The sequence below is a fragment of the Peribacillus sp. NPDC096447 genome (genome assembly GCF_044762725.1).
Taxonomy (GTDB): Bacteria; Bacillota; Bacilli; order Bacillales; family DSM-1321; genus Peribacillus.
Window position 1 is genome coordinate 1,205,222 of record NZ_JBIWEV010000001.1, and the last position, 22,883, is coordinate 1,228,104.

General features: G+C 40.5%; 23 protein-coding genes and 2 riboswitches. Of the genes, 4 read left to right on the forward strand and 19 right to left on the reverse strand.

Features of this window, described 5'->3' with window-relative positions; genetic code table 11:
• Positions 1-812: 812 nt before the first annotated feature.
• The 3 genes from ACIQZD_RS06025 to ACIQZD_RS06035 all read right to left on the reverse strand — a co-directional run bounded on the left by ACIQZD_RS06025 (position 813) and on the right by ACIQZD_RS06035 (position 5,219).
• Positions 813-3,980 carry a bifunctional cytochrome P450/NADPH--P450 reductase gene (locus tag ACIQZD_RS06025; RefSeq protein ID WP_402899428.1) on the reverse strand — a complete coding sequence of 1,056 codons (3,168 nt, stop codon included), beginning with the start codon at positions 3,978-3,980 and terminating at the stop codon, positions 813-815.
• Between the two features lie 70 nt (positions 3,981-4,050).
• A complete protein-coding gene (locus ACIQZD_RS06030) occupies positions 4,051-4,626 on the reverse strand; it encodes a TetR/AcrR family transcriptional regulator (protein ID WP_402899431.1) in 576 nt (191 codons plus the stop codon).
• A gap of 272 nt (positions 4,627-4,898) precedes the next feature.
• On the reverse strand, positions 4,899-5,219 hold the full coding sequence (locus ACIQZD_RS06035; protein ID WP_402899434.1) for a MazG nucleotide pyrophosphohydrolase domain-containing protein: 321 nt from the start codon (positions 5,217-5,219) through the stop codon (positions 4,899-4,901).
• A 96-nt stretch (positions 5,220-5,315) separates the two neighbouring features.
• Here ACIQZD_RS06035 and ACIQZD_RS06040 point away from each other — a divergent pair, with 96 nt between their 5' ends.
• Entirely contained in the window at positions 5,316-5,897 is a 582-nt protein-coding gene (locus ACIQZD_RS06040) for an LOG family protein (protein ID WP_402899437.1), read from the forward strand.
• 61 nt (positions 5,898-5,958) lie between these two features.
• On the opposite strand, the gene ACIQZD_RS06045 is transcribed toward ACIQZD_RS06040, so the two are convergent.
• From ACIQZD_RS06045 to ACIQZD_RS06055, 3 genes are all read right to left on the reverse strand, one after another.
• The gene (locus ACIQZD_RS06045; RefSeq protein WP_402899440.1) at positions 5,959-6,378 is read right to left on the reverse strand and encodes an NUDIX hydrolase; all 420 of its coding nucleotides are present in this window, start codon (positions 6,376-6,378) and stop codon (positions 5,959-5,961) included.
• A 2-nt stretch (positions 6,379-6,380) separates the two neighbouring features.
• Positions 6,381-6,806, reverse strand: a complete 426-nt coding sequence (gene fabZ / locus ACIQZD_RS06050) for a 3-hydroxyacyl-ACP dehydratase FabZ (RefSeq protein ID WP_402899443.1) — start codon at positions 6,804-6,806, stop codon at positions 6,381-6,383.
• A 119-nt stretch (positions 6,807-6,925) separates the two neighbouring features.
• Entirely contained in the window at positions 6,926-7,540 is a 615-nt protein-coding gene (locus tag ACIQZD_RS06055; RefSeq protein ID WP_402899446.1) for an undecaprenyl-diphosphatase, read from the reverse strand.
• 183 nt (positions 7,541-7,723) lie between these two features.
• On the opposite strand from ACIQZD_RS06055, the gene ACIQZD_RS06060 reads away from it, so the two are divergent.
• Positions 7,724-8,080, forward strand: coding sequence for an SRPBCC family protein (locus tag ACIQZD_RS06060; RefSeq protein ID WP_402899449.1), 357 nt, complete (start codon positions 7,724-7,726; stop codon positions 8,078-8,080).
• 86 nt (positions 8,081-8,166) lie between these two features.
• Positions 8,167-8,760: a dienelactone hydrolase family protein gene (locus ACIQZD_RS06065; protein ID WP_402899452.1), complete on the forward strand. Its 594-nt coding sequence runs from the start codon at positions 8,167-8,169 to the stop codon at positions 8,758-8,760.
• 15 nt (positions 8,761-8,775) lie between these two features.
• On the opposite strand, the gene ACIQZD_RS06070 is transcribed toward ACIQZD_RS06065, so the two are convergent.
• From ACIQZD_RS06070 to ACIQZD_RS06100, 7 genes are all read right to left on the reverse strand, one after another.
• A complete protein-coding gene (locus ACIQZD_RS06070; RefSeq protein ID WP_402899455.1) occupies positions 8,776-8,970 on the reverse strand; it encodes a Fur-regulated basic protein FbpA in 195 nt (64 codons plus the stop codon).
• 25 nt (positions 8,971-8,995) lie between these two features.
• Positions 8,996-9,202, reverse strand: a complete 207-nt coding sequence (locus ACIQZD_RS06075; protein ID WP_402899458.1) for a Fur-regulated basic protein FbpA — start codon at positions 9,200-9,202, stop codon at positions 8,996-8,998.
• A gap of 185 nt (positions 9,203-9,387) precedes the next feature.
• Complete coding sequence (locus ACIQZD_RS06080; protein ID WP_402899461.1) at positions 9,388-10,590, reverse strand: M20 family metallopeptidase; 1,203 nt, start codon at positions 10,588-10,590, stop codon at positions 9,388-9,390.
• Between the two features lie 84 nt (positions 10,591-10,674).
• Positions 10,675-11,547, reverse strand: a complete 873-nt coding sequence (locus ACIQZD_RS06085; protein ID WP_402899464.1) for a MetQ/NlpA family ABC transporter substrate-binding protein — start codon at positions 11,545-11,547, stop codon at positions 10,675-10,677.
• 21 nt (positions 11,548-11,568) lie between these two features.
• A complete protein-coding gene (locus tag ACIQZD_RS06090; protein WP_214751530.1) occupies positions 11,569-12,219 on the reverse strand; it encodes a methionine ABC transporter permease in 651 nt (216 codons plus the stop codon).
• A gap of 13 nt (positions 12,220-12,232) precedes the next feature.
• Positions 12,233-13,255: a methionine ABC transporter ATP-binding protein gene (locus ACIQZD_RS06095; RefSeq protein WP_402899467.1), complete on the reverse strand. Its 1,023-nt coding sequence runs from the start codon at positions 13,253-13,255 to the stop codon at positions 12,233-12,235.
• Between the two features lie 278 nt (positions 13,256-13,533).
• Positions 13,534-13,645: riboswitch (SAM riboswitch) on the reverse strand.
• A gap of 140 nt (positions 13,646-13,785) precedes the next feature.
• Complete coding sequence (locus ACIQZD_RS06100; protein WP_402899470.1) at positions 13,786-14,253, reverse strand: GNAT family N-acetyltransferase; 468 nt, start codon at positions 14,251-14,253, stop codon at positions 13,786-13,788.
• A gap of 422 nt (positions 14,254-14,675) precedes the next feature.
• Between ACIQZD_RS06100 and ACIQZD_RS06105 the strand changes: the two genes are divergently transcribed.
• A complete protein-coding gene (locus tag ACIQZD_RS06105) occupies positions 14,676-15,221 on the forward strand; it encodes an NADPH-dependent FMN reductase (protein WP_402899473.1) in 546 nt (181 codons plus the stop codon).
• A 67-nt stretch (positions 15,222-15,288) separates the two neighbouring features.
• Here ACIQZD_RS06105 and ACIQZD_RS06110 read toward each other — a convergent pair whose 3' ends face one another.
• The 6 genes from ACIQZD_RS06110 to ACIQZD_RS06135 form a co-directional block, all read right to left on the reverse strand.
• Positions 15,289-16,074 carry a glucose 1-dehydrogenase gene (locus ACIQZD_RS06110; protein ID WP_402899476.1) on the reverse strand — a complete coding sequence of 262 codons (786 nt, stop codon included), beginning with the start codon at positions 16,072-16,074 and terminating at the stop codon, positions 15,289-15,291.
• 15 nt (positions 16,075-16,089) lie between these two features.
• A complete protein-coding gene (locus ACIQZD_RS06115) occupies positions 16,090-16,944 on the reverse strand; it encodes a RhaT/GlcU family sugar-proton symporter (RefSeq protein ID WP_137020629.1) in 855 nt (284 codons plus the stop codon).
• A 266-nt stretch (positions 16,945-17,210) separates the two neighbouring features.
• Positions 17,211-19,037, reverse strand: a complete 1,827-nt coding sequence (locus ACIQZD_RS06120) for an APC family permease (protein ID WP_402899986.1) — start codon at positions 19,035-19,037, stop codon at positions 17,211-17,213.
• Between the two features lie 139 nt (positions 19,038-19,176).
• Positions 19,177-19,322: riboswitch (cyclic di-AMP (ydaO/yuaA leader) on the reverse strand.
• 357 nt (positions 19,323-19,679) lie between these two features.
• Positions 19,680-20,135 carry a GtrA family protein gene (locus tag ACIQZD_RS06125; RefSeq protein WP_402899481.1) on the reverse strand — a complete coding sequence of 152 codons (456 nt, stop codon included), beginning with the start codon at positions 20,133-20,135 and terminating at the stop codon, positions 19,680-19,682.
• Positions 20,095-21,117, reverse strand: coding sequence for a glycosyltransferase family 2 protein (locus ACIQZD_RS06130; protein WP_402899484.1), 1,023 nt, complete (start codon positions 21,115-21,117; stop codon positions 20,095-20,097). Before ACIQZD_RS06130 ends, ACIQZD_RS06125 begins: the two co-directional genes overlap by 41 nt.
• Positions 21,118-21,132: 15 nt before the next feature.
• Positions 21,133-22,806, reverse strand: a complete 1,674-nt coding sequence (locus ACIQZD_RS06135) for a DUF6044 family protein (RefSeq protein ID WP_402899487.1) — start codon at positions 22,804-22,806, stop codon at positions 21,133-21,135.
• Positions 22,807-22,883 lie beyond the last annotated feature (77 nt).

Sequence of the window (22,883 nt, forward strand, 5' to 3'; positions counted from 1 at the left end):
ATGTATGAATGCCCTCCCATGAGTTCCAATTCTTCTATTAGCGCAAAATAATTACTTCACTCGTGAGATAGAGCGATATATTTGTGAGTTTGATTGATATATTCGAGAGTTTGGGCGATAAACTCGTGAATTTGAGCGATATAATCGAGAGTTTGGGCGATATACCGTTAATTTGAGCGATATAATCGAGAGTTTGGGCGATATACACGTTAATTTGCACTATTTACTCGTACTTTGCTCTGTTTTACTCGTGAGTTTAAGCTATTTACTCGTGAATTTTGCTGATTTACTCGTGAATTCGCACTTTACTCGTGAGTTTAAGCTATTTACTCGTGAGTTTTGCTGTTTTACTCGCGAATTCGCACTATTTACTCGTACTTTGCTCTGTTTTACTCGTGAATTCGCACTTTACTCGTGAGTTTAAGCTATTTACTCGTGAGTTTTGCTGTTTTACTCGTGAATTCGCACTTTACTCGTACTTTGCTCTGTTTTACTCGTGAATTCGCACTTTACTCGTGAGTTTAAGCTATTTACTCGTGAGTTTCGCTGTTTTACTCGCGAATTCGCACTATTTACTCGTACTTTGCTCTGTTTTACTCGCGAATTCGCACTATTTACTCGTACTTTGCTCTGTTTTACTCGTGAATTCGCACTTTACTCGTGAGTTTAAGCTATTTACTCGTGAGTTTTGCTGTTTTACTCGTGAATTCGCACTATTTACTCGTGAGTTTTGCTGTTTTCTCGCGAATTTCCGCTATTCGTATTTTCATAAAGAAAGCAGCGATTCCCTTAAGAATCGCTGCTCCTCCTATTTATGCTCCTGCCCAAACATCTTTCGCATATCTGCCATTCTCCTCTAATGATTGCAGCCATTCTGTGGCTTCTTCTCTCGTTGTTTGATAGATATGCATATAGCTGTCAATTAAGGTTCGTTCAACATCGGGCGCCATTTTGCTTCCGTCTCCGCAGATATATAGGTGTCCTCCTTCTTTTAATAAAGGAAGGATGTCATGGGCGTTTTCCGCTAATCGGTTCTGGACATATGTTTTTTCTTGACCGGGACATCTGGAGTACGCGGTGTGCAGTGTTACAAGGCCCTCTTGTTCGGCTTGCACGAGTTCTTCTTGATAGAGAAAATCGTGTTCAGGATTACGGCATCCAAAGTAAAGGTGGGCAATCCCTAGCGTTTCACCTTTTTCCTTTAAAACGCGACGTGCCTGTATGAATCCCCTGAATGGTGCAATTCCTGTTCCAGGGCCAATCATGATGATTGGTTTTCCTGTTTGCTCTGGGAGCTGGAAATTGGATTGCGGCGTATTGATAAAGCAGGCTATTTTGTCTCCTTGGGAGCGTTCTGCCAAATAATTCGATGCAATTCCTTTGTATTCCCCGTTGCCGCTCAAAGCTTCTCCACGGACGACACTTACGGTGATGCTTGCTTCTCCTTCGTTGTGGAGTGGTGAGCTTGAGATAGAGTAGTATCTTGCTTTTAAAGGTGGCAGTAGAGCCAGGAAACGTTCAAACGGGATTTCACATGCAAGATACTTTTCTATTAGGTCAAGCATGGTTATGCGTTTTTTCAGGATTTCTTGTTTATAGGTACTGTCCAAAAGAAGATCTTCAAGTTCTTTTACATGTGGAGGGCATACCGTATGAGTGGAAAGCGCCCTTATTTGAGACCGGGTTGCGGGCTCTTGGAACTCCACATAGTTTGATAGTAACTCCTCGAGTTTTACCGGTTTTCCTGTAGGAAGATGGGCAGCTTTTCCGGAATCCCCAGTCAGATTCACGTAATCTTGGCCATTTAGGTTAAATCGACTGAGCACTCGCTCAACAAGTTCCGATGGATTTTGTGGAAGAACCCCGAGATGATCGCCTTCCTGATAATGTATTCCCTCTGGCAGAGTTAATTCTATATGCCGTGTACTTCTTCCGCTATCTTCATGTTGTAATTCAAAATTCCTTTTTACAATGGATGTAAACGCATGATGGGTGCGGGCAAGTGGTGTGCCGCTCACATCACTTACGAAGTTCATCGTAATCGAGCTGACTACCCGATCATTCCTATTCACTTCAATGTTCAGGGTTTCGGCAAGATTCGGCCAAAGGGCTTCTGTCCATTTCTCGTAATCTCCTTCAAAGTCATCACTTGCATCTCCATAGCCTGTTTCTGACAGCCGCATTGCTCCTTTTTGTTCCAGCCGCTCATCAATGAAGATTGGAATGCGTTGGTACGTATTGGCCCAATTGCGGTCCCCGCAGCCGAAGATCGCATAGTGAACACCATCCAATGTGTCACCCTGGCTTTCCTTCAGCCAGGAAACGAAGTCACCTGCATTATCAGGGGGATTTCCATTATAAGATGCCGAGACTATGAGAACGGCTCCTTCTCGGGGAAGCCGATCGGTGTAATCATTTAAAGGGGCAACCTCGGCATTGAAGCCTTGTCGCTTTCCTGTTTCGGCAAGGTCACGAGCAATCCCTTCCGCTGTTCCCATGTTTGATCCAAACAGGACGAGTAATGGTGTGCCATGTGCTGATGCGATTGGAGATGCAGTAGCTCCTTTTTCCGCAGATTTTGGTTCTGGAGAAGCAACGGTAAACGACATCGCCGGCTTCCTCGGTGAAACGCGCATGGTCAATCCGTCCGGTTTAAGAGTCAAAGTTTCTTTAACATCCAATTGATAATCTTCATGATCAATCAAGTCAAAGTGCTGTAAAACCATGCCAAGCACCAGTGTCGCTTCATGAAGGGCAAACTGCTGTCCGATACAGGCGCGCTGCCCGTTTCCAAACGGTTTATAAGCATGATATGGGATGGACTCCAAATTCTCGAACCGCTCAGGAATGAACGATTCAACGTCATCACCCCAAACGGATGGATCACGGTGAAGCTCGGGAATGAGCAGCGAGAACACATCATCTTTCTTCACATTGTATTTTCCGTCCAGCATGGTATCTTCTTTGGCATAAACGGAAAACGCCGGAGCTGTCGGCCACAGACGAAGCGTTTCATTCAGCACCATCCGGACATATTTCAGCCTTTTCACTTGTTTGTAATCAGGAACATCATCACCAAGCACTTCATCGACTTCCTGCTGCGCTTTTTTTAACTTGTCTCTGTTATTCATGAGGAAATAGATGGCGAACGAAAGGAGACCGCTCGTCGTTTCATGCCCAGCTATTAAAAAGGTAATGATTTGAAAACGAATATTTTCATCATCCAGTGATACGCCCGTTTCAGGGTCGACCCCTTTCAACATATGGGAAAGAAGGTCATCTTCTCCCTGATCACCATTTTGTTTTCGGTCAGCAATCAATTCATCCACTAGAGAGAACATATATTGAATGTCTTCCCTGAATTGTTTTTTAGATTTGATCATCAGTTTATCTTGGATGCCAAGCCGCTGTGTTTGGCTCATCGCTTCATCCAATGCACGCACCATACTGGTGACAAAAGGATGGGTGGTCTCCCGATAAAAACTGTTAAAGCGATAATTGAACCCGCAGAGTCCGATCGTATCCAAGGTCAATCGTGTCATGTCTTCAGGAACATCTATCTCATCAGCCGGATTCAGGCGAGCCCATTTTTGAATGAGTTGGGTAGCAAGATCCACCATTTTAGCATGATAGCCCTTCATTGCTTGCTGGCTAAAGCTGGGCAGCAGGATGTTATGGGCCTTTTTCCAATTCGGCTCCGTCGTTTCACTTGTGAAAAGGCCATCGCCTCCAAACGCTCTCACTTTTTGCAGGGCTGGACCGACTTTCTTATCGAACCTTGTTTCATCACAAATTTCTTTAGCGAGGGAAGCACTGGATACGAATGTAGTGATTCGTCCCGGAAATTGGAACTGAAAAACCGGCCCAAGTTCTCGTGCCAGCTTCATGAAAGACTGAAGTGGCTTATCCTTATCAATGATAGGCAGGCTGCCTAGGGGGCCATATGTCTTTGGCTGCGGAAACTGAGTTGTGTTTTCCATTTTATTAGCACCTCTTTACAATAGTTTAGAAAACGGAATGAACGTTCATTCCGTTTATATTAAAAGTGTCTCAAGCGTGCAATCGCACTGCATCCCAAAAGCTTTCTTCCACATCTGCCAAAAGTTTTGCGTCAGGTTCTAATTCTCCGATGCGAACAAGACGCTCAAGCTCAAGAAATGCTCCGTAAATGATGGCAATCAAAGCTGAAGAAGGAAGCTCCTTAATTTCTTTTTTCTCTTTTCCTGAATCAAAGAAATTTTTAAATAAATTCAATAGCCCTTGAAAGCAAGCATGACTAGCTTCATTTAAAAAATGGGCTCCACTATGGATTTTAATAAAATAAAGAGCTTGGTCCTGCTCGGTTGTAAAGTGAACCATCGATTTAAAAATATGGTGAAACTGATTGCGAATTGAATCATCATTAGGAAACCCATCCTTGACCGTTTCAGTGAAAATATCCAAGTACTCTTGAAAAATCTTGTTGCCCAGCACTTCCTTATTCTCGAAATAACGATAAATGGTACCCGCTCCAACTCCTGCCGATGCAGCAATCATCGGAATTGTCGTCGCATCATATCCCCGTTCTGCGAAAAGCACTAAAGCGCTGGTTACTATACTGTCTCGTTTATTTGCTGCCGTGATCATAATGATTCCCCCTTTTTTCCAAGGTGCGGAATGAACGTTCATTCCTTTAATCCAAGTTTATACCCAATAAAATCCAATCTCAATCGCGCATACTACCCATATTTTGTGAATTCTTTGTTAATGGCGGGGGATAAAAGGCTGAAAGGATTTCCTTTAAGGGAATTAAATGGAACAAACAACTATCGTTTGACCCATAAGAAAAAGAGCTGATTGACAGCTCTTCAAGTTTAAACCAGGATGATTTTCATGTTCACCAATTAAATCAAAAGAATTTATGCATGATTATAGCGTTCAGATAATTTCTTTTTATGGGCATTGAACACTTCTTCCAAGGGGATATTGTACTTGTTCGCAATCACAATCAAGTTTCCTAACACATCTCCCAATTCTTCGGTTAGCTCCTGTATGTTCTCTCCATACGAACCAATAACTTCATCAGGTCTATCCCTGCCAATCTCAAGGGAGCGAATGGCTCGTGCAACCTCGCCAGTTTCTTCAGCCAAAAAGCCAATGCGAATGAAAATGTCCAATTCTGACCATCCTCGTGCTTCATAATAATCTTTTACCCATTGTTGAAATTCAGTGACGTTCATATCCATCCACCCCTCATTTTTTAATTCAAGTTTAACAAATCCCCTTTAATTTTGTATGATAAGAAAGGAAGATTACTAAATGGGAGATGTGATATTTTGAAAAGTCTAGCTGTATTTTGTGGATCAAGCAAAGGTGCATCTGCTATCTATGTAGAAGGTGCTAAAAAACTGGGTGCGGAACTGGCAAAACGTAAGATTACCCTTGTTTATGGAGGCTCAAGTGTAGGAATCATGGGTGCAGTTGCAGATTCCGTTTTGGAAGCAGGCGGAAATGTAATTGGCGTAATGCCAGATTTTCTAGAAAAAAAGGAAATAGCACATAAGAACCTAACCGAGCTGATCGTCGTGGAATCCATGCATGAAAGAAAAGCAAAAATGGCTGAGCTTGCAGATGGGTTCATGGCCTTGCCAGGCGGGCCAGGAACATTGGAAGAATTCTTTGAGATTTTCACTTGGGCTCAGCTTGGTCTTCATCAAAAACCTTGCGGACTCTTGAATATCAATCACTATTATGATCCTTTGGTCTCTTTATTCAATCATATGGCCGACGAACAGTTCCTGCATGAAAAATTCCGTTCCATGGCGCTGGTGGATGTTGAACCAAATGGACTTCTTGATCAATTCAATACATATGAACCGCCAACCGTAAAAACTTTCATTACCGAGAAACAAACCTGATCATTAAAAAACAGCAGGCCAAGATCAATAATGATCTTGGCCGGTTGTGATAAACTGCTGGTTAGGTAAATATCTGGTTTAAATAATCTCCATGCCCTTTGATAAGCTGCACTTCATGTTCGGATGAAATCCAGAAGAAATGAAATGTCAGCCCCGCTTCATCTCCTCCACCCGTCGGCTGATGGTCCCATTCATCAGGAACATTCGATACACTTATTTGATAAAAATATCTATTATGTATGGCACCATCAACGTTCTCCCAAAAATCTTCTGCAATCAATTTCTCCACATGAAAATTTTCCAGACCTGTTTTTTCTTTCATTTCCCTAATCACTGCTTGGTAAGCATCTTCTTGAGGCTTCACTGTTCCCTTGGGTATCTGTATACCGGCTTCCTTAATGGGATGTTGAAAAACCAATACCTGTGTTTCTCCATTATTGATTCTTGTCACATACCCGTAAGCTTTTTTTATCGGTATCACCATCAATCACCAAAAGCAAAAATGAGCTCTGTCTCGCATACAGTTTCCCCCTCGACAGTAGCCCTTGCTTTTCCTTTACCGATAGGACCTTTCAAGCGAGTAATCTCCACTTCTAAACGTAATTGGTCCCCTGGTTTTACTTGCCTTTTAAAACGACATCCATCGATCCCAGCCAAAAGCCCGATCCGCCCTTTATTTTCTTCTTTTGTAAGCATGACAACAGCACTTACCTGTGCTAATGCCTCCACGATCAACACACCTGGCATCACTGGGTAATCGGGAAAGTGACCAGTAAAAAACTCTTCATTTGCCGTTACGTTTTTAATGGCCACCGCCCTCTTTCCTTCTTCCAGTTCCAAAACTCTATCAACTAAAAGAAATGGATAGCGATGCCTGATAATGTCTTTGATTTCTTGGATATCAATCAATATTAAGTCCCCCCATTGCGATGGATTGCTTTCACTTAATTTTACCATCAGTATCATCATATGGGTATTTTTGTATTTATAAAAAAAGGCTGCCTGAGCAACCCTGTTTTTTGTTCCGCTTACAAATCCTTTGATTTTTTTTCCTTCGATTTAGTTAACGGGGATAGAACCATTTGTTCATACCGCACATACCCCAATAATACTTTATGAATCAGGCTTATTTTAGGAACAACAAGGTAAACCACCAAGGCTGAAATGGTGCTTAGTATAGCTCCTGCCAGCACATCCGCCGGAAAGTGGACACCTACCCAAATACGGGAAATGCCAACAAGGAAAGCCAGCATGATCCATAACAGCCACCATCCTCTTTTGAAAAGCCAAAAAGATACACAAAACGAGAAAAACAAGATGGTATGGTCGCTTGGAAATGAATTATCCACTGCTTTTTCAATTAACTTATTAACATTGGCCAATTCGGCAAATGGCTGATTATTATAATGCAATCTCCCTGCCATTTTTCCCATCATTTCAGCTATTACAAACGTAATCATCCCACAAACAACCATCATCCTACTCAGTTCATTTCGAGTGAACCATATTAAGATGACTGCCAATGCTAATAAAAATACCATGTACTCGGCAATGAAAATGGCAGAAGGGTTTAAATAATCGTACTGTTTCCCTAAGTCATTGATCATTCTGAATACATCGATATTCAACTCAAAAAAGTCCATTTCATACCCAACCTTCCTCTTTTTCTTACATATTAAAGAGAAAGGAAATAAATCGCCATCGTTCTTCCTAACAGTTTAAGCTGCCATCTTACAATATTGTCACGTGGTTAAAGAAGCTTAGTGGGGTCTTGTATATTTCCTAAACTTTCTATATAATCCAAGAAAAATACGGAGGTTAGTCAAATGAATAATGATAGGAACTCTATTCTAATTCATGAAAACCAAGAAACTGTTTGGCATACGATTACGGATGATGAAATCATTTCAAAATGGTATGCCCCGGGTTCAAAATGGAATATTCCTAAACTCCAGGTTGGAGAGAAGGCAATCTTCGTATTAATGCCTAGTGCACATAACAACCTTAAAGAGAATGAAAGCATCCCAATAAGCTTTACAATCCAAGAGATAATCCCTTACGAAACGTTTTCTTATTCCTCTGATTCGGATAAACTCGTTTACACTTTTGAAATATACCCAGAATCTGAAGGCACTAGAGTATCCATTAACATGGACGGAGAGAGTGTAAGTGATTTGAAATAAAGTTACGACGCTTATTAAAAAATCGATGCTATCCCCCTTCGGATATAGAGTTTATAATAGAAGGGATTCGTATAAGGAGGTAAAAAATGATGCACATACAGAAAAAGTCCGATACTGTCATCATTGTCATTCATGAAATTTATGGACTGAACCAACATATACAGGGTTTTTATGAGTCATTATCAAATCATGATTTTGATGTGATTTGTCCGGATTTGTTAGACCGGGAGACGCCTTTTGATTATTCCCAAGAGGAAGTTGCTTATCAACATTTTATGGAGAACGTAGGTTTCACAGGCGCTTTACATAAGATAAAGGGTATATTATCGAATATAAAAGATGAATACCAAAAGATTTTCATCCTTGGATTCAGTGCAGGGGCAACTGTAGCTTGGTTGTGCTGTGAGGAAGAGTGTGTCGATGGAATAGTTGGTTACTACGGTTCACGTATTAGGAATTATGCAGAATTAGCACCACAATGTCCTGTACTGCTATTTTTCCCACTAGAAGAGCCATCATTTAATGTAGACGAGTTAATTTCAGCTTTAGAAAGAACGAATGTCGAGGTTCATAAATTCAAGGGAGAACATGGATTCAGTGACCCTTACAATTCAAAATATCATGCAGAATCAGCACAAGCAGCCGTTAGCAAAATGATGAAATTTTTTATGCAACATTGAGGTTACACATTCAACCTAATGCCGTTTTGTAGTGATCCATTGTATCGAACCCGCATCACTATGGGGATGACATTCATTTTGAACCCTTTTATATTCTGTTTCCAATTCTTTTAAGGTTAACTTCATAAGCTGTTCCACAGTCTTATTTACAGTATGGATCATAAGTTTATAAATTAATTCCTTCCGCCTTTCTTCCACGCCCTTCCTCATTTCACCCTCTCCTTTTATTCTGATATTATACGAAATGTATACTTAGACAGGGGGAATGATCGTCGGATTCCTTCTCTTCGATTTTACTTATTTTAATATATTCATTCTCTAAATCGGTTAAGGTTAATTCAAATAGATGGATGTCATTCTTTTTATAAACTCCCTTGTTAATCAACTTGTTAATCAGGAAGTTTCTTTTTTTCTCAATGGCTTTACGTAATAATATCCCCATGATAAATCCTCCTTTTGATAATCATTCGACTTACCCATTCACAAAAAAAACCGGAGACACCTCTTTACATGAAAGAAAGTCTCCGGTTTTCCGGTCAATTAACCCATAATTCCTATTTAATTACTTGGTATCGTTATAATACTAACTCTATGCTCCGCAGTCAACATTTTTTTCCTGCATCTTATTTATTTTTTCTTCGCTTCATGAAATGCCGCTTTCACTTTATCCAACAGGTCTTTATCCGAAATCAATTTATAACCTGTAAGTGCAAGAGCTTTTGCTCCGGTCAGGATGGCTTTGTCTCCAGCAGGAGATTTGGCACAGTCGCGGAATTCATTCGTATGGGCAATCAGCTCATCATGTCCAATTTTTATATAAGGATGCGCTGTCGGCACTACATGGCTTACATTACCTGCATCAGTCGAGCCAAAGCCACTCTCTTTTCGAGGGGCCACAACTTCCCCTAATTGAGAGAGCTCTTCTTTTAACAGTTCATCCAGAACTGGATTAATGACAAAATCAAGTACTTCATTTTGGAAACGTTCAACTTTTACCGTACTTCCTGTTGCAAGTGCTGCACCTTCAGCAACAGCACGTATTTTATTGGATACTTCTTGGCAAAGTTTCCATGTTGTTGCTCTAATGTAAAACCTGGCAGAAGCATATTCAGGAATGATGTTAGGCGCGTCCCCGCCATTGGTAATGATTCCATGGATCTTGACCTCAGGCGGGAGCTGCTGACGCAAAGCATTAATTCCATTGAACAGCTGAATCACCCCGTCAAGTGCATTCACGCCTTCTTCAGGTGCAGCGGCTGCATGTGCTGACTTTCCGTAAAAATGAAAATCAAGGGGGTCGACAGCCAAAAACGGACTTGTGACACCCGTTTTCCCGGCAGGATGGATAAGGATGGCCGCATCCACCCCATCAAATAGACCGTGCTTCACAAAGCTGCCTTTTGCGCTTCCATTCGGCCCGCCCTCTTCTGCCGGTGTTCCGAAAACAATCACCTCACCGCCCGTTTCCTCCAGAACTTGAGCCAAGGAAATGCCCGCTGCAACACTCGTTGTGCCGATGATATTATGGCCGCAAGCATGACCCAAACCCGGCAATGCATCATACTCGGCTAAAAAGGCAATTGTGGGACCTTTCTTTGAAGAGGTTTTTTTGGCGATGAAGCCTGTTTCATGCCCGGCTATATTGCGGGTCACTTCAAATCCTTCATTTCGAAGAATTCCTGTTAATGTATCCGAAGCGAAGAATTCTTGATTCCCAATTTCGGGTTTAGCATGAATGGCTTGACTCGTTTCGATATATAATTTGGAATGAAAGTCGATGTGATCTTCAATGATCTGCTGATGCTGCTTCTGCACTAATTCTCTCGCCATATTCTTATCGCCCCTTTTTTTTGGTTTAGAAAGCCGGATAGGCATTTTGAATCCATCCGGCTTTCCTTCACTTGTTCTAAATCATTACTTTTCATTAGCTGGTTTTGTCCAAGCATCCTGGTAATTCACTAATTCATCTACAGAAACATATGCAGGAATGGTGTTTCCTTTAAACGTTTTTTCAATGAACGCTTCCACTTCTTTCGATTGATAAAGCTCCACTAATTTTTGTAGCTCAGGACGATCGGCATTTCCCTTTTTAACCGCAATGATATTAATATATGGTTTCGCGGTTTTACTTTCATGGAATAATGAATCTTTCAAAGTAAGGCCTGCTTCGACGGCAAAGTTATTATTAATGGCTGAAGCATCGGCATCATCCAATAGACGCGGTGTATTACCGGCAGCAACAGGTTGGATTTTCAAGTTTTTCGGATTTTCCTTAATGATTTCCAATGATCCCGATCCATTGAATTCCTCTTTCAATGTAATCAATCCAGCTTCCTGAAGTAGGAGCAGTGCACGGCCAAAGTTTGTCGCTTCATTCGGTACGGCTATCGTAGCACCATCTGGAAGACTTTTAAGATCTTTGTGTTTTTTCGAATAAAGGCCCATAGGTGCAATGACAGTCGACCCGATGGCCTCCAATTTCAGATTTTGATCTTGAACGAATTCATCGAAGTATGCGACCGTTTGGAACGAATTGGCATCAATTTCACCTTCACTTAACGCAAGGTTCGGTTGGATATAATCATTGAAAGTGACTAGTTCGATATTAAGTCCTTCCTCTTTCGCTAAGTCGACAATGTATTCCCATGTTCTCGTATCTCCGCTGCTGACACCGACTTTCACTGTTTTCACATCATCAGAACCGCCTGATGCACCCTCATCGTTCCCGCATGCTGCAGCCACGATGGCCAATGCCAATACCATGATCGTTAATAAGATTTTTTTCATTTTTCCTACCTCCTGTTATTTTTATCTTCTTCTGATTTTTCTTGAAACAAAATTCCCAGTGGATTGCAATAATTGAACGATGATCACGAGCGCCGCTACTGTGACGATCATCGTCATCGTATCGAACCTTTGATAACCGTAAGCCAAGGCTAAATCCCCGACCCCGCCTGCACCGACGGCACCTGCCATGGCCGTAGATCCAACAAGCCCGATTGTCGCTGTTGTAAATGTTAGGATTAACGAACTAAGTCCCTCGGGAATCAAAAAGCGATAAATGATTTGCCATGTCGTCGCACCCATCGCTTGAGCTGCCTCGATGATCCCTTTGTCCACTTCCAACAGGGAGTTTTCCACAAGCCGGGCAATATAAGGAGCCGCGTAAAAGATTAGCGGAACAATGGCCGCATTCGTTCCAATCGCACTGCCTACAATCATTCTGGTAAACGGAATAAGTGCTACAAGCAAGATGATGAAAGGAACCGACCGCAATATATTGATGATCGGGTTCAATACATTAAAAATCCATTTATTCTCCAGGATGTGACCCTTTCTTGTAATGACAAGCAGGATACCGAGCGGAAGCCCAATCAATCCGGAAAATACCAATGAGATGGCTACCATATAAAGTGTGTCACCGAAAGCTGTCGACAGCTGCTCTGCCGTTATTTCCATTCCCCAAAGCGTATTACCCATTTATCTGCACCTCCTGGACGAGAATCCCCTCATCTTTAATATATTGATAAGCCTTATCCACCTCATTTTTGCTTCCGGTCACTTCGATGATCAAATTCCCAAAAGGCGTTTCCTGAATTTCAGAAATATTGGCCGATAAGACACTTAAATGAATATCATATTTCTTCGAGATGGTAGACAGTAAAGGAGTACCCGAAGTAGTCCCAATAAAATTAATTTTCCAAATAATCGGAATGTGCGCCCCTATGCTTTTTAAAAAACTTTGTGGAATCTCGTCATGTATGACCGTTCTCACGAAGTTTTTTGCAATATCCGTTTGCGGCTTCGCGAAAACTTCGAAAACCGAACCTTGTTCAACGACACATCCGCCCTCCATGACCGCTACCTTATTGCAAATTTCCCGAATTACAGACATCTCATGAGTGATTAGCAGAATGGTGATATTGTATTCTTTATTAATTTTTTTTAAGAGCTGCAGAACTGCACTCGTTGTTTGTGGATCCAATGCCGATGTAGCTTCATCACACAATAAGATCGATGGATTCGTAGCCAAAGCTCTCGCAATGCCGATCCGCTGCTTTTGACCGCCGGATAATTGTTCCGGATAACTCTTTGCCTTGCTCGATAAGCCAACGAACTCCAACAGCTCGCCTACACGGTTTTTGATTTCCTTAGCCGGAGTTCCCGATAAAACCAGCGGCATGGCAATGTTATCAAAAACGGTCTTTGAGTTTAGCAAGTTAAAATGCTGAAAAATCATCCCGATTTTTTTCTTTTCTGCCCGTAATTCCTTAGGGCTTAATTTGGTTAAATCCTTGCCCCCAACAATCACCGAACCATCTGAAGGTTGTTCAAGCAAGTTGACCAGCCTGATCAACGTACTCTTTCCGGCCCCGCTATAACCGACTACACCGAATATATCCCCCTTTTCCACTGTCAAATCAATGCCCTTCAAAGCCTCGACAGTCTGTTTCTTTGTTTGATAAACCTTTTTAACATTTTGAAACTCAATCATCCAATCTCCCCCCATGCTGTTTATTTGTACGAATTCATTATCCAGAGAGAAGAGCTTTGCAAAGTTTCATAATGATAGGGTTATATTCGAAACTCACGAGTAATTGTGTGAAACTCACGAGTAAATCTGCGAAACTCATGAGTAATTGCACCAATTCTCCAAATAACCATATACATTTTGAATAAACAAAAGAGGCCTCTTCCGTCATCAGACAGAAGAGGCCTCTTTTAGACATAAAAAAGAGTAAACTCTTAAATTAATTATCTAAGTAAAGCTCCTTCTTATCTTTCAAACTTTCGTCCGTTGGAATTAGCACAGTATTTTTACAAAAGTAAAAACCCGCTGCCGAGGTATCATAGGGCCAAGTCCCTCCACATCTCTTGATAAGAATTAACGTTTTATTTAATTATGTCCTTCACTATATATTCTAATTTCTTTAAAGTCAACCATATTCTTCATCGCTTAAAATATTTTCACAGGATAGTGAATTGATGGTTTTATATTATATTAATATAATTAAAAATTATATTTTATAATGATTTGCTCATTCTCCATACGGTGTATATTTCATTTTCTTCCCTTATCTTGATCATGCCTGAATTCGTATATAAACGAATCGCCCTTCCATTATCCGGAGAAACCCTTAAATGATATTCGGAGACATTAAATTGCCTGAAAAAGTTTTCTGCGTAGCGAACCAATTCCTTGCCAAGGCCTTTACTGCGGTATTCGGGAATAAGATAAAATAAATTTACATAGCCAATCTCAGTTCCTTCATACTCCCGAATTTGAAGTTCCATTTGTCCAATCGGTACTTGGTTCTTTTCAATGATCACCTGTCCATCCGGAAATTTGCGGACCCTTTCTCCCATTCGTTGCAGATATGTATTTTCATCTCCAAAACCAGCTTCAGATCCAAAACTTAAAACAAAGGAATCTTTCCTGAATTTAACGATAATATCTTTGTCTTTGTCCGTATCAATGGTACGAAAGATCAACTTCATCCCCTCCTATCATTTTAGTGAAATAGTTATCAAGCAAACAAACTCATTTTACTTACCCCTTTATGAAATTTCATTATTTACTTTTTCAAGCGTCTTATTTCATTTTTTCTGAAAGGATTTTGCCTTAATCCCTATAGGAGTGGCCATAATATTAAATTAAAAACAAATGCAATATTGTTGGGAGAGGTCGAGTAATGGGATTGGGTAGGCACAAACAAATTTATTTTAATTTTCGAGTCTGACTTTGCAGGGTAACCCTAAGTGAATGAATGTTCGAGAGGAATTTTGTTTATTCAGCTCTAACTCAACTTTTTCCCAAGCATCCTTTTTCCCTTTCATTTATATTCCAATTATAATGGTTAAGTGGAACAAATTTACATGATTATCCATTATAAAAATCATTGGAGGTATTGAAGATGAAAGTTGTTGCAATAGTGGGAAGTATCCGTAAAGAGTCTTACAACCTTAAGCTTGCCAAATATATTCAATCTAGATATCAAGATCGGTTCGATCTCGAAATCTTGAACATCCGGGATTTACCTTTTTATGATCAAGATATTGAAAATGACCCTCCATTAGTTGTAAAAGAATTTAAAAGTAAAGTGGCCAAAGCAGATGCAGTCTTGTGGGTAACACCTGAATACAACGGTACGATTCCAGGAGTATTGGGCAATGCAATCGATTGGTTATCACGTGTCGATAAAGTTTTGATCGGAAAACCATCATGGATCATGGGTGCATCAATGGGGCAATTAGGAACGGTTAAAGCTCAATTGCATTTGCGTGAAATCTTATTTGCAATAGGCATCTCCTCCCCACTCCTTCCCGGGAATGAAGTATATGTTGGTGCAGTGCATGACAAAATCGATAACGAAGGCAGGCTTACACATCAGTCGACTGTCCAGTTTATCGATACGGTCGTCGATAATTTCATTAGCTGGTATAATCATCATACTCGTTAATGCTTTAAAAAAAGAATCCCAGCAGGTTTGATCCTGCTGGGATTCTTTTTTTATCATTAAACAAAATTCATCCTCTTCCCGCTTGGAATGCTGGGTATTTTGTCATTCCGCCGTCAGCGAAAAGAGTGATGCCCGTTACATAACTGGACTCTGAAGATGCCAGCCATGCAGCAACCGCAGCAATTTCTTCAGGCTTTCCGATATACCCCATCGGAATCATGCTTTCAAGATCCTTTTTCTTTTCGGGATCTTCAAGCTTGTCGGCATTTATTGGCGTGGCGATGGCTCCAGGACCAATGCTGTTCACACGAATCCCTTTTGGTGCATATTCAAGAGCCAGGGTTTCCGTAAGCAGCTTCACTCCGCCCTTGCTTGCCGCATAATGAACGAATAAAGGCCAGGGTATCATCTCATGTACACTGGACATATTTATAACATTCCCTTTAATGTCGTTCTCGACAAAATACTTGATGGCTTCACGGCAGCCTAAGAAATTTCCCGTTAAGTTGGTATTGATTACCCTATTCCAGTCGCTTAACGGCATCTCGTGAGACGGAACCGGATTTTCAATTCCTGCATTATTGATGAATATATCGAGTTTCCCGAAATTCTTTATCCCTGATTGAACAAGGTTAATCACATCTTCTTCAACGGTGACATCGCCTTTTACTGCAATAGCTTCCCCGCCATTTGTTTTGATTTCCTCCATTACACTATCCGCTTCCTCTGATTTAGTGCGATAATTAACCACTACCTTTGCCTTTTCCTTAGCAAAGCGAATGGCCATCGCTTTTCCTAAACCAGTGGATGAACCGGTTATAACAACGACCTTACCTTCTAAATCTGTATACATACAATCACCCTCCAATTAACTTTTTGCCATTCCGAGCATAATCCCAGCAATGATGATCAAGATAATTCCGATTATGATTCCAATTAGTTGGCGCTTCGTTTTCTTTTCACGTAAAATGATGATCCCGCCAAGAGTTGAGATGACAATGCCCATTTGCGAAAGGGAAAAACTAGTGGCCACTCCCACACGGGGCTGGGATATGAATAAAAACATATTCCCTGCAGCCCATATCAATCCCGGAATGATATTGCGAATCGTATATTTGTTAAACGGTTTATGTTTAAAAGTCAATAATAGACCGCCTATCACCATCCCTATCGCTTGAGGGAACAATGCTGACCATCCATCAACATCAAAAAGACGGGCCACGACCACATAAACCAAATAACCGAATGTCGAGATGAGGAGAATAACAATTCCTTTCTTCAAGTTTCCCGATTTTCCCTCTTTTGATTCTTTATCCTCCAGTGAGGTCAAGACGATTCCTATAATAATGAAGACTAATGCCAAGACGCCTAAAATGATCGCTTTCATTGTAGACCATTCGTTAAAAACGATGACCCCGAATAAAGTCGTTGAAATGAGCTGCATTCCAGTAGATATCGGCATCGTTTTGGATACTCCCATTAAATCAATGCTCTTAAGCTGATTAGCTTGTCCAACGGCCCAAAACAATCCAGAAACAACCCCGACTCCAAACACCAGAAATGACAACTTAATATCGGCAAAAATATAAACACCTATTGAAAAAATCAAGGCGCCAATCGTTGTACCCAGTGTTTGACTATAGGGCCCACCCCCGAGTTTCACATTAAATAAAACGATGCTTCCCCAGAATATTGCTGGCAAGAGAGCTAATAATATATCCATTTTCAACCCCCATATATGTAAGTTCAAAACTAAGCACTAAATTTCATTTTGTCTTCTTTTTAATATGTTCGCTTTATTTGGATTGACCCTTGGTAATTTTATGAAGTGTTTTTGCAAAAATAGTGTTCAACACAAAGAGGGCTTTCCGATGCTGATAAATATCGGGAGCGATAGTTGGAGAAAAGAAACCTGTACTGCTGTCTTTTTTATAAGATTATAAAAAAAGCAAACCTATGTAGGTTTGCTTCCAGTTATAGATATGGAACTTATTTCTTCAAATGATATGGCACTGTCGTAATAACCACATTCCTTTTATAAAGTAAGTAGGCGCGGATCAGTAAACTTGATTGGTTATGAAGTATATTGTGCCAGCCCTTCTTCGGAATGAATTGTGGGATGATCACCGTAACTTTATAATTGGATTCACTTGCCTTATGTTCAACTGTATCCACAAATTTAGTCAATGGCTGAATGATGCTTCTGTAATATGAATTCAGCGTAACGAGTCTGACATCCGGCTGCCACTTTTTCCACTTTTCTCCGAATTTCTTTTCATCTTCTCTGTCAAAAGCGACATAAACGGCAATGACCTGATGTGCTGAAAGAGATTTTGCGTAATTTAAAGAGTTCTCAACCACATGAGTTATACCTGCCACAGGGACAATAATGATATTTCCTTCAATTGGTGAGATCGGCTCACATGTTGTTATCCTTAGTTGGTCACCGACTGCTTTATAATGCTTATTAATTCGGTGAAAAATTAAAATGATGATAGGTAAAAAAATCAAAACAGGCCAAACCTGATTAAATTTGGTTAAAAAGAATATCATCGTGACGATCAAGCTAATTATGGCACCAATTGAATTAATGGTTAATTTCATCATCCAGCCTTTTGGCTTTTCTCGAACCCATTTAACAATCATGCCAGTCTGGGACAACGTAAATGGAATGAATACGCCTACCGCATAAAGCGGAATGAGATTTTCTGTATGTCCTTCAAATGCCACTATTAAAATGATGGATGCAAGTCCCAGTATGATAATTCCATTGGAATACCCTAATCGGTCCCCTCTGATCGTAAACGCCCTTGGTATGAATTTATCCTTCGCCAGATTTACCGCAAGCAGAGGGAAAGCCGAATAGCCAGTATTTGCCGCAAGTATCAAGATCAAGGCAGTCGTACCTTGAATGAAGAAATACATGAAATTCCGTCCAAAGATCTCCTCAGCAATCTGGGAGACGACCGTTACCTCTGCGCTAGGAACAATGCTTAAATAATAGGCTAAGAATACGATTCCCGAAAATAATACAGCTAGCAAGGAACCCATAGCTATTAAAGTTTTCGCAGCATTATTCGGGGCTGGATCTTTAAAGTTCGGGATTGCATTGGAAATCGCTTCGACCCCTGTCAATGCGGAGCTTCCTGATGCAAATGCCCTTAGCAGTATAAATAAACTGATGCCCGCTACCGGTGTCCCGATTGACGCATGCAATTCCGGTGAGACTCCTCCCGTCAAAATCTTGTAAATTCCAACACCGATCAAGATGAACAATGCTAAAACGAATAGGTACACCGGATAGGCCAAAACAGATGCCGACTCCGTAACCCCCCTTAGGTTCAAGATTGTAAGTAGAATGACGAAAATGATGGCTATGACGACATTATAATCATGCAGGCCGGGAAAAGCGGACGTGATGGCATCCGTACCAGCAGAAACACTTACAGCGACCGTTAATATATAATCAACCAATAAGGATGCTCCGGCTATCAACCCTGGATTGACACCTAAATTGTTTTTTGAAACCACATAGGCCCCCCCGCCATGCGGATAAGCGAAAATGATTTGTCTATAGGACAAAATCAAAGCAGTTAACAAGATCAATACTCCGATCGCGATAGGGATTGAATACCAGAATGCTGCAGCACCGACCGTGATCAGGACGATCAATATTTGCTCCGGCCCATATGCAACCGAAGACAAAGCATCAGAAGATAATATCGCCAAAGCCTTTGTTTTGTTAAGCTTTTGTTCACCAAGTGCATTTGACTTTAAAGGCCTCCCAATCAAGAACCTCTTTATAGAAGATAACATCAAGAATTCACCACCAAAGTTAATTTATAAGTTTATGTTACCCAGCTGTAGCGAAAAACAAGACGAAACATAAAAATGCCTACAAGTCATAGTTAAATAGACCTGTAGACATCAATTTTTTTTGTCTAACAAGCTCCACTTTCCTTCTCATATAACGCTTACGAGGTTAGCTGTCGGATTCGGACCTAAGAGTAGCCCTACCTTTTAAAAAGGATTCACCCCTTGGATTGTAAACAATCCCAATAACGGGTCCCCCGCACCATAAGGTTTAAGCGATTTAGAAATATGAAACTGTTGATTATCATACTCCCGTGAAATGGAAAAGTAAATGAAAATTTTACACAAAAATAGAATTATTCTTTGTAAGCGAGGTTTTATTCTTGACGTATATTACATAAGTCATGCAATGACATGATTCGAAGGTAGGAAAGGAGGTAAATAAAGGTAAAATAATCCAGGAGTCAATGAACAAAAGGTGGTTCGAAAAGGAAAAGATAACCAGCATCATGGAGATGGCGATGAAAGAAATTAACCAGATCTGCCCCAGCTCGGATCGTCATTAAAAGGGTAAACTTGCATTAAATATCAAATTCCGCTTTAATTCCCGTCCAATAGGGGCACTATTCCACTGATTCACCCTAATTAATTCCTTCCTTCTTGAATGGGTCTCAAATTGCTTTTTTTAAAGACAAAGTATTTCTGGCCAAGATAGTTAAGCACTGTATAAAAGATTGTTCCTATGAGAACAGCCAAATTTTGTTGTAGGGATAAATGAACGGATCCTTCCAGTGATTCTGCAATAGCTTGGCCTATAGAATAAGCGGCGGAATAACAAATCAGGATGACGCAAAAGAAACGGGCAACTCCTCGCCGCCATTCTATATCGCTTTTAAAGGTAAAAGTCCTGTTCAAAAGAAAACTCGTTACAGCTCCCGTACCATTGCCGAAAAAGGTGGAGACCCAGTAAGATAATTCAAGAACATTCATAAGAAAAAGCATGATGGAAAGTCCAACCGCTGTATTGACTATTCCAACCAATAAAAAACGGATAAAGGAGTTAGTGTGTTTTAGATAGTTTTTCAATACTGTTCCGTTCATCGTCTAGTTGCTCCCGTTTTTTTAAATCGAGCGGATTAAATAGATCTAGATCAACAATATATTTAGGCCGGCGTTTGGATTCATTATAGATTTTACCGATATATTCCCCAATCAAGCCGACAGCAATCAACTGCAGTCCGCCGATCAACCATATGGAGGTGATTAATGAGGTCCAACCAGATTCGGTCTGCCCGTAAAACTTTAACCATAAAAAGTAAGACCCAAAGAGTAAGCTAATGAAAAAGGAAAGACATCCTAGCCATAATACAAGCCGGATCGGTGTAACTGAAAAGGAAGTAATGCCATCAAGCGCAAAAGCAACCATCTTCTTAAATGGATATTTCGTTTCTCCAGCCAATCTTTCTTTTCGGTCATAATAAACAGAGTCCGTCTTAAACCCAATGAGTGGGACAATCCCCCGTAAAAAAAGATTCGTTTCATCAAATCGTTCCAACTCCGCGATTGCCCTTTTGCTCATTAGCCTGAAATCGGCATGATTATAGACAAGGTTAACCCCCATCTTGTTCATCAATTTATAAAAACCGGTTGCAGATGTTCGTTTAAAAAATGAATCAAGGTCCCTTTTCTGGCGGACACCATATACGATTTCACATCCTTCATTGAATTTCCGAATGAATTCAGGGATGACTTGAATATCATCCTGTAAATCTGCATCAATGGAAATCACACAATCCGAGGCTTCCTTGGCTGTAAACAATCCTGCCAGGAGTGCATTTTGATGTCCTGCATTCCGGGAAAGCTTTAGCCCGCGAACAAATTCATTATTGATCGTTTCCTTATAAATGATCTTCCAAGTTTGATCTTTGCTTCCATCATCAACCAGCAGAATTTTACTTTGACCAGAAACAACGTTTTCTTCGACTAATCCCCTCATCAATCCACAAAGCTGGGAAATGGTATCCTGCAATACGCTTTCTTCGTTATAACAAGGTACAACAATCGTTACTATCGGTGAATTCATTCTATTCCCCCCTTTTCACATGACTCTGTATAAATAAATTTTCCATATGCTTCCTTTCTTTGTGAAAACCCTATCTATTACCAATCCGTTTTCCTTCGCGTTGTTGATTGGGATGGCAGAAAATATATACTTGCCACCTAATCCTTTAAACGAATCCATATTAAGGTCCAAATTTTCCAGCTCTTTCTTCGAGCCTTTCTTGAACATATAATGCTTTCCAAGCTCATCGGTAAATAGGTAACAACGTCCTCCCCATTCATCAAAGTAAATTCTGATATTTTTATTCTTAGCCAATTCGTTTTCAATTATTTGACGAAATTGATGTTTGTAAGAAAGCGGATAGAAATTGTTATAGCTATCAAGCGTGTAAAATCCATTAAATTGTGCGATTGCAGGATGCAGCCCAATGCTAGCAACACGATACTCTTCCTGTGGAAGGTCAATATGATCTTTTATTTCCTGAAAAAGGCTTTCTGAATAGAACTCTTTAAAAGATGGTTTTTTATTGTAAGTGATTTCTTCATTGAAGCCCATTAAGATCATAATTTGAACGGCGATGAAAATAGAGAGGGTTTTCTTAGCATAATCGCTGTGTTCCCAAATGATTTTTATCGCGAGGGCAAAGCCCAAGTAAATCACCATCGGCCTTAAAAAGTGAAATCTGGCAAAATTAAAGGTATCCAGGGTGTGAAACCTTTCCGTCAAAGGAACCCAGCCTTTATAAAACCAGAATGCGTACCATGCTGAGAGTACAAAGTTCAAGCCGAATAAAAATACATATACCTTTTCCTGTCTCCACAGTTTTTTGGTCAGAATGATATAAAGGGCAAAGACTGTAATCGGCAGGATGATAAGCGCATGTACAGTCATGACATGCGTATGTCCAAGAACGAAATTTTTGAAAGTAAGCTGTATGACCCAATCGAGCGGCAGCCTTGCGTGAAAATATTCATCTCTGCTGTTTGGCTCCGAATCAAAAATAAATGAAGATACCAAACGATACTCCACCAAACCAAAAATGAAGGTCATATACACAATCGAAAGAAGGAACGTTATATTCCACCCTTTTCTCCTGATCACATCCGTTAGCCAAAGAAAGCCCATTGCAACAAGGAAAAAGAAAAAACCAAGCACGATGCTTGAATAAAGCGGTAAAAGTGTAAGGACCAAATAATTCTTCCACGAATGGTCCTTGCTGCGAATATTCAAAAAAGCCCAAAGTGCAAGCGGCATCCCAAGTGTACTGAGCATTCCCGATGGCCAAAATGGGGTAAGGGCAAAGGCCAAGGATGTCCCAACCCTGATCCAACCTGATCGGCTTCCTGTAACCAAATGTTTCCTTAATAAAATATACATACCAAAGAATGCAATGAATCTTGTTAATGCCTGACTTATTGCATATGCAGCCATTGTCGGAAAAAGTGCATAAAGCCACACGATAATACTGAACTCACTGCCAAAGGCATTTCGGGGCAGACCATTCATGATCTGGGGAATTTTGGCGTCTATCGCACCGAATAACTCACCGCTTTCTGAAAGGACTTTATACCAGGCAAGGTTGGAATCCAAATTATCATGTACGCGAATATGCGCATTTTCTCCAAGGATGAATAAAGGAGAAAGATATAAAACAATGACGAGTAAGGCAAAAAGGATTTGTTTTCTCTCTTGTTTTTCAATTGGCAACATATACACCTCTTGACCAAATTCATATATCCATAATATTTGCTTCAAAGGTAAATCTATTCTTTTTCAGGGATTTATTT